The 13,828-nt window shown below is 70.2% G+C and carries 15 protein-coding genes; 13 read left to right on the top strand and 2 right to left on the bottom strand.

Going from position 1 to position 13,828, the window contains the following annotated elements; all coding sequences use genetic code 11:
- Nucleotides 1-10: 10 nt before the first annotated feature.
- Nucleotides 11-151, bottom strand: a complete 141-nt coding sequence (locus tag BKA24_RS14680; RefSeq protein WP_184219877.1) for a hypothetical protein — start codon at nucleotides 149-151, stop codon at nucleotides 11-13.
- A gap of 116 nt (nucleotides 152-267) precedes the next feature.
- Between BKA24_RS14680 and BKA24_RS14675 the strand changes: the two genes are divergently transcribed.
- Entirely contained in the window at nucleotides 268-531 is a 264-nt protein-coding gene (locus tag BKA24_RS14675) for a hypothetical protein (RefSeq protein ID WP_221417337.1), read from the top strand.
- A gap of 1 nt (nucleotide 532) precedes the next feature.
- The gene (locus tag BKA24_RS14670; protein WP_184219874.1) at nucleotides 533-1,039 is read left to right on the top strand and encodes a MarR family winged helix-turn-helix transcriptional regulator; all 507 of its coding nucleotides are present in this window, start codon (nucleotides 533-535) and stop codon (nucleotides 1,037-1,039) included.
- A gap of 70 nt (nucleotides 1,040-1,109) precedes the next feature.
- Here the strand turns inward: BKA24_RS14670 and BKA24_RS14665 are convergent, their stop codons facing one another.
- On the bottom strand, nucleotides 1,110-1,673 hold the full coding sequence (locus BKA24_RS14665) for a flavin reductase family protein (protein WP_184219870.1): 564 nt from the start codon (nucleotides 1,671-1,673) through the stop codon (nucleotides 1,110-1,112).
- Between the two features lie 171 nt (nucleotides 1,674-1,844).
- Between BKA24_RS14665 and BKA24_RS14660 the strand changes: the two genes are divergently transcribed.
- The 11 genes from BKA24_RS14660 to BKA24_RS14610 all read left to right on the top strand — a co-directional run bounded on the left by BKA24_RS14660 (nucleotide 1,845) and on the right by BKA24_RS14610 (nucleotide 13,794).
- Nucleotides 1,845-3,209, top strand: coding sequence for an LLM class flavin-dependent oxidoreductase (locus tag BKA24_RS14660; RefSeq protein WP_184219867.1), 1,365 nt, complete (start codon nucleotides 1,845-1,847; stop codon nucleotides 3,207-3,209).
- 36 nt (nucleotides 3,210-3,245) lie between these two features.
- A complete protein-coding gene (locus BKA24_RS14655) occupies nucleotides 3,246-4,787 on the top strand; it encodes an ABC transporter substrate-binding protein (protein WP_184219864.1) in 1,542 nt (513 codons plus the stop codon).
- A gap of 7 nt (nucleotides 4,788-4,794) precedes the next feature.
- Nucleotides 4,795-5,838 (top strand): ABC transporter permease, encoded by a 1,044-nt coding sequence (locus tag BKA24_RS14650; RefSeq protein ID WP_184219861.1) that lies wholly within the window; start codon nucleotides 4,795-4,797, stop codon nucleotides 5,836-5,838.
- Nucleotides 5,835-6,719, top strand: a complete 885-nt coding sequence (locus BKA24_RS14645) for an ABC transporter permease (protein ID WP_184219858.1) — start codon at nucleotides 5,835-5,837, stop codon at nucleotides 6,717-6,719. Before BKA24_RS14650 ends, BKA24_RS14645 begins: the two co-directional genes overlap by 4 nt.
- Entirely contained in the window at nucleotides 6,716-7,537 is an 822-nt protein-coding gene (locus tag BKA24_RS14640) for an ABC transporter ATP-binding protein (RefSeq protein ID WP_184219855.1), read from the top strand. The genes BKA24_RS14645 and BKA24_RS14640 overlap by 4 nt, the downstream gene beginning before the upstream one ends.
- The gene (locus BKA24_RS15975) at nucleotides 7,530-8,360 is read left to right on the top strand and encodes an ATP-binding cassette domain-containing protein (protein WP_184219852.1); all 831 of its coding nucleotides are present in this window, start codon (nucleotides 7,530-7,532) and stop codon (nucleotides 8,358-8,360) included. Before BKA24_RS14640 ends, BKA24_RS15975 begins: the two co-directional genes overlap by 8 nt.
- A gap of 67 nt (nucleotides 8,361-8,427) precedes the next feature.
- A complete protein-coding gene (locus BKA24_RS14630; protein WP_184219849.1) occupies nucleotides 8,428-9,120 on the top strand; it encodes an alpha/beta fold hydrolase in 693 nt (230 codons plus the stop codon).
- Complete coding sequence (locus tag BKA24_RS14625; RefSeq protein ID WP_184219846.1) at nucleotides 9,117-10,430, top strand: aminotransferase class I/II-fold pyridoxal phosphate-dependent enzyme; 1,314 nt, start codon at nucleotides 9,117-9,119, stop codon at nucleotides 10,428-10,430. Before BKA24_RS14630 ends, BKA24_RS14625 begins: the two co-directional genes overlap by 4 nt.
- 11 nt (nucleotides 10,431-10,441) lie before the next feature.
- Entirely contained in the window at nucleotides 10,442-11,497 is a 1,056-nt protein-coding gene (locus tag BKA24_RS14620) for an LLM class flavin-dependent oxidoreductase (RefSeq protein WP_221417336.1), read from the top strand.
- A gap of 153 nt (nucleotides 11,498-11,650) precedes the next feature.
- A complete protein-coding gene (locus tag BKA24_RS14615; protein ID WP_184219843.1) occupies nucleotides 11,651-12,640 on the top strand; it encodes a pyridoxal-phosphate dependent enzyme in 990 nt (329 codons plus the stop codon).
- Nucleotides 12,637-13,794 carry a cystathionine gamma-synthase gene (locus BKA24_RS14610; protein ID WP_184219840.1) on the top strand — a complete coding sequence of 386 codons (1,158 nt, stop codon included), beginning with the start codon at nucleotides 12,637-12,639 and terminating at the stop codon, nucleotides 13,792-13,794. Before BKA24_RS14615 ends, BKA24_RS14610 begins: the two co-directional genes overlap by 4 nt.
- Nucleotides 13,795-13,828 lie beyond the last annotated feature (34 nt).

Raw genomic sequence — 13,828 nt, 5'->3', positions numbered from 1 at the left:
GTGCTGTTTGTCAAACGTGGGTGGAACGGCGGCGGCGGCGCAGCAGCCCGTCGAAGAGCCCGCCTCGCCACCAGTCCCGCTGTTCGGGGACGAGCGCGACGCCCAACTGAGCGAACGGTGCGTTCACGGGCTGGTAGATCGTCGTCATCATGTCTCTCATCCTAAATCACTAGCTAAGCAATACATCTAGTGGCTTTCACATCTCTTGTCTATCATCATTTCTGACAAAGCACGCAACTTTCACAGTTGCGAGATATGATGGGAAACATGCCGATGACCATGATCGATACCCCGAGGCCCGCACCCGCGACCGCCGGGCTCGTCGACGCCTCCCGCGGGACGGCGACGTGGCACGAAGTCGAGAAGGGCTTCTGGGTCGGCAACATCCCCGGCCGGTTCCTCGGAACGGTTGAACACGGCCACACCGGTTACATCGCCCGAGATGACACCGGTGCCAGGGTAGGTAGGTACTCGGACGCGGTGGAGGCTCGCGCTGCACTGAGTGAACGAGGGAAAGAGCCGAGGAGCTGACATGCCTCAGTCGATCGTTCGACACGAACATGTACATCTGTATGCGGCGCAGCCGCAGACCGACGCCGGCCGTGAGCTGAGCAACGCGATCCTGGAGCTTCGCCACGCGGAGCAGGTGCAGGCCGATCGCTCGCAGCGCATTTCCGGTCTCGGGGGGATCGACCTCTCCGCGTTGCGCTACCTGGTGCAGGCTCGGCGGGAGGATCGTGAGGTCAGTCCGAAGGATCTGATCGTCATGCTCGGCACGTCCAGCGCCACGGTCACGAACGTCATCGAGCGTCTCGTCGGCAAGGGATACGTTCTCCGCCAGCAACACCCGACCGACCGCCGCGCCCATTACCTGGTGCCTACGGATGCCGCGACGGCTCTCGTCGACGAGGTGTACGGCGGCCACCACGGCGCCGTCGTCTCCGTCATCGACGACCTCGACGAGGAAGCGGTGGTCACCGCCACCGCAGTGATCCGGCGCATCGCCGTCACGCTCGACGACCTCGCGAAGCGGTCCTGACCCGCACCCCCACCGTCACAACGACGAAGCCCGCACCCCCTCGAGGCGTGCGGGCTTCGTCGTTGCGGCCTCACAGGGCGCTGTGGGCGCCCAATCGGTGCCAGGTGCGGTTGTGATAGACGAGCGCGTCGCCGTGCTCGCCGCCCGCGACGTCGCGCGAGACCTGGGACTGGAGCGCGTGCGCGGCCACGACCGTGGAACCGCCGGCATCCATGCGGTCGATGACGGCGCACCGGACCCACGCGCGCACATCGTGGTAGACCGGCTCGCCGGTCACGAGGCGCGACCAGCGGTGGGTCTCGGCGAACCGATCCACGCCGCTGGTCGCGCCCAGTCGAGCGATGTCGATGTCGTGTGCGTCCAGGAGGTGGACGACCACGGTCTCCGCGCGGGCCAGCACCGCCGACGCTGACGACTGGGATGACACGGAGAAGATGAGCAGGGGAGGCTCCGCGCTCACCGACGACACCGAGGTCGCGGTCAGCGCGACCGGCCCGTCACCCGCGTCGGCGGTGATCACCGCGACACCGCCGGGATGACCGCGGAAGACGGCCTTGAACTCCTCCGGGCTCAGCGACGCGCCGAACGAACGCTCGCGGGCCTCGGGGGTGACGGCAGCAGAGGACTGACTCATGCTCCGCGACGTTAGCGACCGATGCGCGCCGATGCCGCCTCGGAGGTCGCCGCGACGTCATATGCCGACATGCGGGTACACACATCGACACAACGTCGCGCCGATGACGGGGAGCCGGTTTCATCGGTGATCACCCCACCCCCGCTGATCGGCAACGAACGGAGCGCACTCATGCCTCGGCACCTCACCTTCGGCGTCATCCTCACCGGTACCGGCGGGCCCGGCGAGCACAATCGCTGGCTTGACCCGGAGATCCCCGGCGATGCGAGCGTCGACCTCGACTGGTACACCGAGCAGGCACAGGCCGCCGAAGCGGCGGGCCTCGACCTCGTCTTCATCGTCGACAGCCAGTTCATCACCCCGGACTCGCCGCCCCACTATCTGAACCGGCTCGAGCCGCTCACCCTCCTCTCGGCGCTCGCCGCGCGCACGGAGCGTATCGGGCTCGTCGGCACCGCGACGACGTCGTACAACTCGCCGTACAACCTCGCCCGCCGCTTCGCGTCGCTGGACCTGATCAGTCGGGGCCGTGCTGGATGGAACGTCGTGACCAGCGGGGATGCCGGGACGGCAGGCAACTACGGACTCGACGAGCACTACGACTATGCGACCCGTTACGGCCGCGCGGCCGAGCACATCGAGGTGTCGCGGGCTCTCTGGGACTCCTACGAGGACGACGCCTTCCCCCGGGACCGGAGCACCGGCGTCTTCCTCGACCCGGACAAGCTGCACACGACCGACCACCGCGGAGAGCACTTCCGCGTCGCGGGTCCCCTGAACATCGAACGTTCGCCGCAGGGCCAGCCGGTGATCTTCCAGGCCGGCGACTCCGATGAGGGACGAGACCTGGGCGCGAAGTACGCCGACGGCATCTTCACCCACGCGGCATCCATCCCCGCCAACCGTGCCTTCGCCGACGACATCCGGGCTCGGGCCCGCGCTTTCGGGCGGAACCCCGAGCACGTCGTGATCCTGCCGGGAGCGAAGATCATCGTCGGCGACTCCGACGAGGAAGCCCGCGACGAGGAACTCGCCCAGCACCGGCTGTCGAACACGTTCGAGCAGGCCCTCGGCGAACTCGGGCGTCCCTTCGGCTGGCACGACTTCCGCCAGTACGACCTCGACGCACCGTTCCCCGACGTCCTCGTGCACGCCGAACGGAGCTTCCGCACGCAGGCGACGTCGATCGTGGAGCACGCCACCCGCGAGGGACTCACCCTCCGTCAGGTCGTCGAGCTGCACGCGGCGCCCCGGCGCTCGCCGTTCGTCGGCACCGCGACCACGGTCGCGGATGCGATCGAGGAATGGTTCCGGGCGGGAGCCGCCGACGGCTTCAACATCTACGTGTCCAAGCCCTCGCAGTTCCGCCGCTTCATCGACGAGGTCCTGCCGGTCCTCCGAGCGCGGGGTCTCGCCCGCGACGGCTACACGGGCACGACGCTGCGCGAGCACCTGGGGCTGCCCGTCCCGGCGAACCGCCACACCGCCGAGCGTGACACCGCCGCCGTCGCGGCGCGACAGCCGGCATCCGTCTGACCTTCCTCCCACCCCCCGACCCGCACGGAGACCTTCATGACCCGCACGACCCGACGACTCTCCTTCCTCGCCGCCACCGGCACGGCAGCGATGGTGCTGAGCGCCTGCGCCTCCGGGGGAGGCGGCGACCTCGCCGCGTCCGAGGGCGAGACCGAACTCACCCTCGCCCTCGCCCTGCCCACCTCGTGGGACCCGGTGACGAGCCGGACCGGCTACGACATCAACACGATCTCGCTGCCCTACGCGTCGCTCACCCGACTGGACGAGAACGGCGACGTCGAGCCCAGCCTCGCCGAGTCGTGGGAATACAACGAGGACGGCACGGAGGTCACGTTCACGCTCCGGGAGGGACTGACATTCAGTGACGGGGAGCCTGTGGACGCCGCCGCCGTCAAGGCGTTCTACGACCGAGGCACCTCGCAGGAGGACTCCCACCTCATCGACCAGCTCGCCGACCTCGAGGAGGTGACGGTCGACGACGACCTCGACGTCACCTTCCATCTCGCCGAGACCGACTATCAGATCCCGTACTTGGTCGCGGGTCGGACCGGCGCCATCGCCAGCCCCAAAGCCGGGGAGGACCCCGCTGAGCTCGCGATCTCGCCCGTGGGGGCCGGCCCGTTCATCCTCGAGGAGTTCGTCGCCGAGTCGCACGCCACCTTCGTGAAGAACCCCGACTACTGGGATGCCGAGAACATCCACATCGACAAGCTGGAGCTGAAGCCGCGTCTCGATGCATCGACCGTCGTGGCATCCATTCAATCCGGTGCGGTGGACGCCGCCGTCATCCCGGCGACGCAGGTGCAGGCCGCGGAAGCCGCCGGGATCACCGTGACCGTGGAGACGGCCCTGACCTCCAGCGACGCGTCGATCAATCTCAATCAGGCGCCCTTCGACGACCCCGCCGTGGTCGAGGCGCTCCGGTACACGTTCGACCGTCAGGCCTACGTGGATGCCGTGACGGCAGGCCTCGGCTCCGTCACCCATCAGCCGTTCCCCGAGGGATACCTCGCCTTCAACCCCGAGGTCGAGGACCTCTGGGACTACGACCCCGAGAAGGCGAAGCAGATCCTCGCCGATGCCGGCTACGGCGAGGGCGACCTGTCGATCACCATCACCGCTCAAGCCGGCGGGGAGGTCGCTGCGGAGCTGACCCAGGCGCAGCTGAAGGCGGTCGGGATCGCCAGCACCATCGAGGTCGTGCCGGCCGGGTCGACCACCTGGCAGGACGAGGTCTACGTGGCCAAGTCGCCCCAGCTCGCCCTGGACGGCACGATCGGTCGTGAGTCGCCCGTCGCGAACCTGCTCGCCACGTACGGGCCGGAGGGGATCATGAACCTCAGCGGGCCGCACGCGTCCGACGAGTTTCTTGAGGCGCTGGACGCGGTCCGAGCCACGCCGCTCGACGACCCGGACTACCAGAAGGTCCTGTGGGAGGCCGTCCGCATCGGCGTCGAGCAGTCGCCGACCAACTACCTCTACAACTCGCCGTGGATCTTCGCGACGAGCGACAAGGTGGGCGACCTCAACCTGCTGCCCTCCCAGGTCCGCTGGGAAGGCGTCGAGATCGACGGCTGATCCGATCATGTCGACCACCGACACCGCCACGGCGGTCGCCGCCCGACCCTCGCGCCCCCTCGGGCGTCTGCGGGCCGGGCGCGCGGCGCGCCGCGCACTCCTCATCGTCGGCCGAGCGCTCGGCATCGTCGTGCCGGTGTTCGTGCTCGCGACCATCGTGACGTTCGCGCTGGGGGCGGCGAGCGGACTGAGTCCCGCTGCGGCGCTGTCGGGCGACGAAGCCAGCCCGGAGCGCATCGCGGCGATCGAGGCGGAGCTGGGTCTCGATCAGCCGATCATCGTGCAGTACTTCGCGTGGATGAGAGGGCTGCTCACCGGCGATCTGGGGGTGAGCTGGTACAACCACTTCCCGGTCGCCGGACTGATCGGAGAGCGGTTCGCGATCACCGCCTCGATCGCCGGGCTCGCGCTCGTCCTCGCCATCGTGCTGGGTGTCGGGCTCGGCGTCCTCGCGATCGCCTTCCGCGGTCGTGCCGTCGACCGCGCCGTCACCGCCGTGTCGACCGGTCTGTCGACGCTGCCGCCGTTCGTCGTGTCGATCGGGCTCATCGTGCTGCTGAGCGTCTGGCTGCGGCTGCTCCCGTCATCGGGATATGTGCCGCCGACGGAGGACCCGGTGCTCTGGTTGAAACTCATCCTCATGCCGGCGATCGCGCTGAGCCTCGACCCGGCGGCCGAGATCGCCCGTCAGCTGCGGACCGGTGTCGTGCACGTGTACGAGCAGAACTACATCGTCGGCGCGCGCGTCCGCGGCCTCTCTCCCGCGCGCATCCTGTGGGTGCACGCGATCCGGAACGGTGCAGGGCCGACGGTGGCGATCCTCGGCATGAAGATCCCGACGCTGCTCGGCGGCGCCGTCGTGACCGAGACGATCTTCAGCATGCCCGGGTTCGGGATGCTCGCCGCCGACTCGGCGCTGCGCGGCGACGTTCCCGTCGTGCAGGGCACCCTCGTGGTCGCGGTCGTCCTGGTTCTCGCGTTCAGCCTGCTCGTGAACGGTCTGCTCGGCTCCCTCCAACCCGCCACCAGACGAGAGGCGCGTGACGCATGACCCGGCTGCTCCGATCGACGTCCGCGAAGGTCGCCGTTGCGATCCTCGCCCTCGTCACCGTCCTCGGCCTGTTCGGCCCCCTCCTCGCCCCGCACGACCCGCTCGCGCAGGACACGTCCCGGATCCTGCAAGGACCCTCGGCCGCGTCGTGGCTCGGCACCGACGCCCTCGGCCGCGACGTGCTCAGCAGGCTGCTCGAGGGGGCACCGATCTCGCTGACCGCGGCCCTGCTGGCTGTCGTCGTGGGCCTCGTGCTCGGCGTCGTTCCCGGCCTGCTGTCGGTGCACCTGGGTCGGGTCTTCGAGTGGACGACCCTCCGTCTCATGGACACCCTCATCGCTCTGCCGTTCCTCGTCTTCGCGATCGCGATGACGGCGCTGCTGGGCAACGGGGTCACGCAGGCGATGGTCGCCGTCGGCATCCTCATCTCCCCGGGCTTCTACCGCGTCACGCGAGCCGCGGCGCTCAGCGTCGCCCAGTCGCAGTACGTCGAGGCCGCCGTGCTGGTGGGGGCATCGACCGGGTGGATCCTCCGCCGCCACGTGTGGCGGCACGTCCTCCCGGCCGTCGCCGTCACGACGGCGAGCATGACCGGGGCCGCGCTCGTGATCGTCTCGTCGCTCACCTTCCTCGGCATCGGGGTCGTGCCGCCCACCCCCACCTGGGGCGGACTGCTCGCGACCGATCTGCAGTACCTGTACGCGCGGCCGTGGGGCCCGGTCGTCCCGGGCCTGCTGATCGTCCTCACCGTGTGGGCTCTCAACGCGCTCGCCGACGCGCTGCGCGACGCCTCGTCGGCGAAGGCGCGTCGCGACGACGCGGCATCCGAGGCGGACGAGACCACCCCCGCACCCGCACTCGTCCCGGAGGGAGCACGATGACCGCCACCACACCCCTGCTCGAGATCGCAGGGCTCCGCATCAGCGCGGCAGGCCGCCCCGTCGTGAACGGCGTCGACCTGGTCGTGGGCCGAGGCGAAAGCGTGGGGATCGTCGGCGAATCGGGCAGCGGCAAGTCGTTGACCTGCCGCGCCGCGCTCGGCATCGTGCCTGACACGCTCACCGTCAGCGCCGACCGCCTCGCCTTCGACGGCATCGACCTCGCGGGCCTCTCCGAGCGGCGATGGCGTGCCGTCCGCGGCGGACGGATCGGCGCCGTCTTCCAGGACCCCGCGTCGTACCTGAACCCCTCGCTCACCGTCGGTCGGCAGCTCGCCGAGGTGCTCCGCGTCAAGACGCAGCGCTCCCGGGCTGACGCGCGGCGCGAGGCGGTCGACGCGCTCGACCGCCTCGGCCTCCGCGACCCGGCCCGGGTCGCGACCCGATACCCGCACGAGCTGAGCGGCGGGATGCTGCAACGCGTGCTCATCGCCATCGCGATCATCGAGCAGCCCGACCTCCTCATCGCAGACGAGCCCACGACGGCGCTCGACGCGACCGTGCAGGCCGAGGTGCTCGACGTCCTCGCCGACCTCCGGCGGGACAGCGGTCTGGCGCTGCTGTTCGTCTCGCACGACCTCGCCGTGGTCGCCCAGGTGTGCGAGCGGATCCTCGTGATGAAGGACGGGGTCGTCGTCGAATCCGGCGCAACGGTCGACGTGCTCGCCGACCCGCGGCATCCGTATACGGCGTCGTTGATCGCAGCGCACCGCGAATACGGCCTCGACCGCATCCGACACGGGGAGGACGTCCGTGTCTGAGCCCATCGCACGCATCGCCGACGCGACGGTCGGCTACTCCCGTCGCACCCCGATCCTCCACGACGTCTCGCTGGAGATCGGGGCGGGGGAGGCCGTCGGTCTGATCGGCGAGACCGGATCGGGCAAGACCACGATCGCGAGGACCCTGCTCGGGCTGACATCGGTCATCTCCGGCACCGTCACCGTCGGCGGCCACGACCTCGCCGGTCTCCGCGGGCGAGCGCTGCGCGGGTTCCGCCGGCAGGGCGTCGTCCAGTACGTCTTCCAGGACCCGCAGCGGAGCCTCGACCCCGACCTGCCGGTCTCCGACTCGGTCGCCGAGGGCCTCGACGTTCGCGGTCGGATGCCCGCGGACCAGCGTGCCCGGCGCATCGCCGACGCGCTGACCCTCGTGGGCCTCGATCCCGCGCTGGCGCGGCGGGTGCCCGGCGACCTCTCGGGCGGGCAACGGCAGCGCATCGCTCTGGCCCGCGCGCTCGTCCTCGAGCCGCAGCTGCTGATCCTCGACGAACCGGTGAGCGCGCTCGACGCCGCGAACCGCGTGCACGTGCTCGATCTGCTCCGACTCTCCTCGGTAGAGCGCGGCTTCGCGCAACTGTTCATCTCGCACGACCTCGGCTCCGTCGCCGGCGTGACCGACCGTCTCGCCGTCGTCTATCACGGGCGCATCGTCGAGCAGGGTGCCACCACGGAGCTCATCGCCCGCCCGCGGCATCCGTACACGAGACTGCTCGTCGAATCGGCGCCCACCCTCGAGACCGCGGGCGCCGACCGGGAACGCCGCGCAGCACTGCGCGCGGAGGTCGCGGCGGGGCTCGACTGACCGCTGCGTCCGCAACAGTGCGCAACAACTCCGCGGCGCCCCTGTCGCCTCCGATGGAATGGACACCATGACCGCCACCTCCCTCGCCCCTGCCCTCTGGGAACCGCCCGCCGCCGTCCGCGTGCGGGGCGCCCTCGCCGTCATCGCGGGAGCCGGGGAAGGCGTGCGCGTCTACGAGCGCTTCGGCAAGCGGCTCAGCTCCGACGGGTACACCGTGGCCGTGTTCGAGACGGCGCAGGCGACGGATGCCGCGACATGGCTGGCCGGCGCGAGTGTCGAGCCGCGCGTGGTCGTCGGCTCCGACCTCGGGGCGGCGGCGGCGTTGCGCCTGGCCGCGGAGTCCCCGATCGACGGCGTCATCGTGGCGGGTCTCCCGTCGCCCGCCGGAGCGGCGGAGGACGCGGGCGCCCCGGAGGCGCGAACGGCCTGCCCCGTGCACCTCGGAGTACTGGGTGAGGCGGGCGCGCGAGCGACGACGCCCGCACCGCACATCGATCTGCCGGGCGCCGAGGAGTTGGCCGCCCTGACCTCGCCGGTCCTCGCGGTCCACGGCGGCGCCGACCCCCTGACGCCGCTGGCCACGGCGCGCGAGGCGCTCGCCGTCGTCCCGACGCTGGAGTTCGTCGAGACGGTCGGCGGGCTGCACGATGCGCTCAACGACCAGTCGCACCGCTCCGTCGCCGCGACGATCGTGCTGTGGCTCGAGCGTCTGCGGGGTGCCGGCGTCGAGGCTCCGATCGTGCGGGAGGTCGCCGCGTGAGTGACGGATTCGCCTCGATTCAGGTGCAGGCCGGCTACACGCCGGGCACCCCGCAGAACGCGGTCGCACCGCCGATCTACCAGACGACCGCGTACGAGTTCGCGTCGCTGCAGGATGCCGCGGACATCTTCGCCCTCCGGAAGGTCGGCAATCTTTACAGCCGGGCGGGGAACCCCACGCAGCTCGTCTTCGAGGAGCGGGTCGCCGCGCTGGAGGGCGGCCGCGCGGCTGTCGCGGTCGCGTCGGGCCAAGCGGCGGTCGCGATCACGCTGCTGGCGTTGGCCAAGTCGGGCGAGCACATCGTCGCGGCACGGCAGCTCTACGGCGGAACGGTCGATCTGCTGCAGGACACGTTCGCCGACTGGGGCATCGAGGTCGATTTCGTCGATCAGGACGATCTCGACGCGTGGCGGGCCGCGATCCGCCCGACGACCCGCGCGCTGTTCGCCGAGTCGGTGACCAATCCGACCGCCCAGGTGCTCGACGTCCGCGCGGTCGCCGACATCGCCCACGCCGCCGGTGTGCCGCTCGTGGTCGACAACACCGTGGCCACGCCGTTCCTGCAGCGACCGGGTGAGCACGGCGCCGATCTCGTCGTGCACTCGGCGACGAAGTACCTCGGCGGCCACGGCACGTCGATGGGCGGCGTCGTCGTCGACATCGGGTCCTTCGACTTCGGCGCCGAGCCGACGCGCTGGCCGCAGCTCACCCAGCCGTACGCGCGCGTCGGCGACGTCGTGCTCTGGGAACGCTTCGGCCCGTCGGGACAGGCGTTCGCGGCCCTCGTGAAGACGAAGTACGTCCACGACCTCGGTCCTTCGCTCTCGCCGTTCAACTCCTTCCAACTCCTTCAGGGACTCGAGACGCTCGATCTGCGGATCGCTCGTCACACGGCATCCGCGCTCGCCGTCGCACAGTTCCTCGCCGAGCACGCGTCGGTGAGCGCCGTGCACCACCCGGGGCTCGGGTCGAGTCCGTGGGCGGATGCCGCGGCCCGCTACCTCCCGCGCGGTGCCCCCGCCGTGTTCGCCTTCGACCTCGAGCCGTCGGGGGACACCGACGCTGATCGGTCGCGCGTGCACCGATTCGTCGACGGCCTCCGCCTCGTCAAGCTCGTCGCCAACATCGGCGACGCGCGCAGCCTCGTCGCGCATCCGGCATCCATGACCCACAGCCACCTGACGGACGAGCAGTTCGCCGAGGTCGGCATCTCGAAGACGACGATCCGGCTCTCGATCGGACTCGAAGACCCCGCCGACATCATCGCCGACATCGCTCAGGCGCTCGCGGCATCCGACCCCCACGCCTGAGGAGGCGGCACATGAGCATCGACCTCGGCTATTGGACACCCGTCTACGGCGGCTTCCTGCGCAACGTCACCGACGAGGAGGGGATGGCGGCGACCTGGCAGTCCATTCGCGACATCTCCGTCACCGCCGACCGACTCGGGTTCCACACCACCCTCGTGCCGGAGCTATACCTCAACGACCGCAAGGGCCTCGAGGCTCCGAGCCTCGAGGCATGGTCGCTCTCGTCCGCGATCCTCGCCGTCACCGACCAGCTGCGCGTCATGACGGCCGTCCGTCCCGGGTTCCACCTGCCCGCCGTCCTCGCCAAGACGGTGTCGACGCTCGACTCGATCGCTCCCGGCCGGATCGCGCTGAACGTGGTCGCCGCGTGGTGGGCCGAGGAGGCGAAGCAGTTCGGCGGACGCTTCACGACCCACGACGCCCGCTACGTGCAGGCGGAGGAGTTCGTGCAGGTGCTGCGCGGGCTCTGGGAGCGCACGCCATTCGACTACGACGGCGACTACTACCAGCTCGAGGGGACGATCGTCGAGCCGAAGCCGTCGTCGTCGCCGGTGATCTTCGCCGGCGGCGAGAGCGAGGCCGGCAAGGAATCGATCGCCCGCTTCTCGGACGCGTACGTCATGCACGGCGGCACCCTCGACGAGGTGCGCGCGAACGTCGCCGACATCAATGAGCGATCGCAGCGCATCCACGGGCGCGGCATCCGTGAGATCGGGATGCCGGCGTACGTCATCGTCCGCGACACCGAGGCCGAAGCGCAGCGCGAGCTGGAGCGCGTCACCACGGTCGACCCGAACTCCCCGGGGTACGCCTCGTTCGAGGAGTTCCAGCGGAACTCGAAACTCTCGCTCGAGCTCACCAAACGGGAGTATTCCGTCGGCACCCGCGGCCTGCGGCCGAACCTCGTCGGAACGGCCGAGCAGGTCGCGGAGCGGATCCACCAGTACGCGGATGCCGGGATCACCCTGCTGCTGATCCAGTCGTCGCCGCTGAAGGAAGAACTCGAGCGCATCGCCGAGCAGGTGTTCCCCCTCGTCCCGCAGAGATCCGCCGCCCTCGTCCGATGACGGGATCGACGGTCGCGGGCCTCCTCGGGTACGCTGGCGGTGTGCTGACCCGTCGTTGTTGTTGTCGCTGAGCGCCGTTCCCCGGCGCCTCCTCCGCGACCCCAACGACCTCCGCGCCTCTGCGTGCGCGGCACCCCGTCAGGAAGAAAACACGTGCGTTACGCCAGTCACATCGCCGATCTCGTCGGCAACACCCCCCTCGTTCGTCTGAACTCCGTCACCGAGGGCATCGCTGCCACCGTCCTCGCCAAGGTGGAGTACTTCAACCCGGGCAGCTCGGCCAAGGACCGCATCGCGCGGAACATCATCGACGCCGCTGAGCGCGACGGACTGCTCCAGCCCGGCGGCACCATCGTCGAACCCACGAGCGGCAACACCGGCGTCGGTCTCGCGCTCCTGGCTCAGCAGCGCGGCTACCGCATGATCTTCGTCGTCCCCGACAAGTTCGCGGGGGAGAAGGTCGCCGTGCTGAAGGCGTACGGCGCCGAGGTCGTCATGACCCCGACGAGTGTCCCGCCGGAGCACCCCGACTCGTACTACAGCGTCTCCGACCGCCTGGCCGCCGAGATCCCAGGGGCGTTCAAGCCCAACCAGTTCGCCAACCTCAACGGCCCGCGCGGTCACTACGAGACCACCGGCCCCGAGATCTGGCGCGACACCGAAGGTCAGGTGACGCACTTCGTCGCCGGCGTCGGCACCGGCGGCACCATCAGCGGCACCGGGCGCTTCCTCAAGGAAGCCACCGACGGCGAGGTCGTCGTCGTCGGCGCCGACCCGGAGGGCTCGATCTACTCCGGCGGAGACATCCACGGATACCTCGTCGAGGGCGTCGGCGAGGACTTCATGCCCGCCACCTTCGACCCCACCGTCGTCGACGGCTATGAGCGTGTCGGTGACGCGGAATCGTTCGCGATGACCCGTCGCCTCGCCCGCGAGGAGGGGCTGCTCGTCGGCGGCTCGTCGGGCATGGCCGTCGTCGCGGCGCTGCGGGTTGCCCGCGACCTGCCCGCCGACGCGGTCGTCGTGGTCCTGCTGCCCGACCACGGCCGCGGCTACCTCAGCAAGATCTACGACGACGACTGGATGCGCGAGCGCGGATTCGCCGTCACCACCGATTCCGAGACCACCGGGAGCCTCGCATGAGTGCACGATCCTCCGCCCGCGGCTTCGCGAGCCTCGCCGTCCACGCAGGTCAGGACCCCGACGCCGCAACCGGGGCAGTGATCCCGCCCGTCCACTTCTCGACGACGTACGCGCAGGACGGCATCGGCGGGCTTCGCGGCGGCTACGAATACGGCCGCAGCGGCAACCCCACCCGCACCGCGCTGCAGACCCAGCTCGCGGCGATCGAAGGCGGCGCGCACGCCCTGTCGTTCGCCTCGGGCCTCGCGGCGGAAGACGCGCTGCTGCGCACAGTACTCCGTCCCGGCGACGAGGTGCTGCTGGGGAACGACGTCTACGGCGGAACATTCCGTCTCATCTCCCGCGTCCTCGGTGACTGGGGAGTGGGTCTGCGTGTGGTCGACATGAGCGACCTCGACGCGGTCCGCGCGGCCGTCGCCGAGCGGGCGCCCCGCATCCTGTGGGTCGAGACCCCCTCCAACCCGCTGCTGCGCATCACCGACATCGCCGGGCTCGCCGCCGTCGGCCACGACGCCGGTGCGCTCGTCGTGGTGGACAACACCTTCGCGACCCCGGCACTGCAGCGTCCGCTCGCCTTCGGCGCCGACGTCGTCGTCCACTCCACCACCAAGTACCTCGGCGGCCACTCCGACGTCGTCGGCGGCGCCCTCGTGCTCAATGACGACGCGCTCGCCGAGAAGATCGGGTTCGTCCAGTTCGCCGTCGGCGCCGTGTCCGGCCCGCTCGACGCGTGGCTCACCACCCGCGGCATCAAGACGCTCGCGGTGCGGATGCGCCAGCACAGCGAGAACGGTCTCGCCGTGGCATCCTTCCTTCAGAACCACGAGCGCGTCGCCCGGGTGTACTACCCCGGACTCGACTCGCACCCGGGTCACGAGCTCGCCGCGCGGCAGATGTCGGGCTTCGGCGGCATCGTGTCGCTCGCCCTCGAGTCGGGCGAGGCGGCACGCCGCTTCGCGGAGTCGCTGCAGCTGTTCACCCTCGCCGAGTCGCTCGGCGGGGTGGAGTCGCTCGTGAACTACCCTGACGCGATGACGCACGCCTCCGTCCGCGGGACGGAGGCGGCTGTGCCCGTCGAGGTCGTGCGTCTCTCGGTCGGCATCGAGGATGCCGCCGACCTGCTCGCCGACATTGAGCAGGCCCTGCAGGCCTGACGTCGGCCGGTCCGTGGGGCGAGGTCCACGCCGG

The sequence above is a fragment of the Microbacterium marinum genome (assembly GCF_014204835.1).
GTDB lineage: Bacteria > Actinomycetota > Actinomycetes > Actinomycetales > Microbacteriaceae > Microbacterium > Microbacterium marinum.
This window is presented reverse-complemented; position numbering and strand designations above follow the sequence as displayed.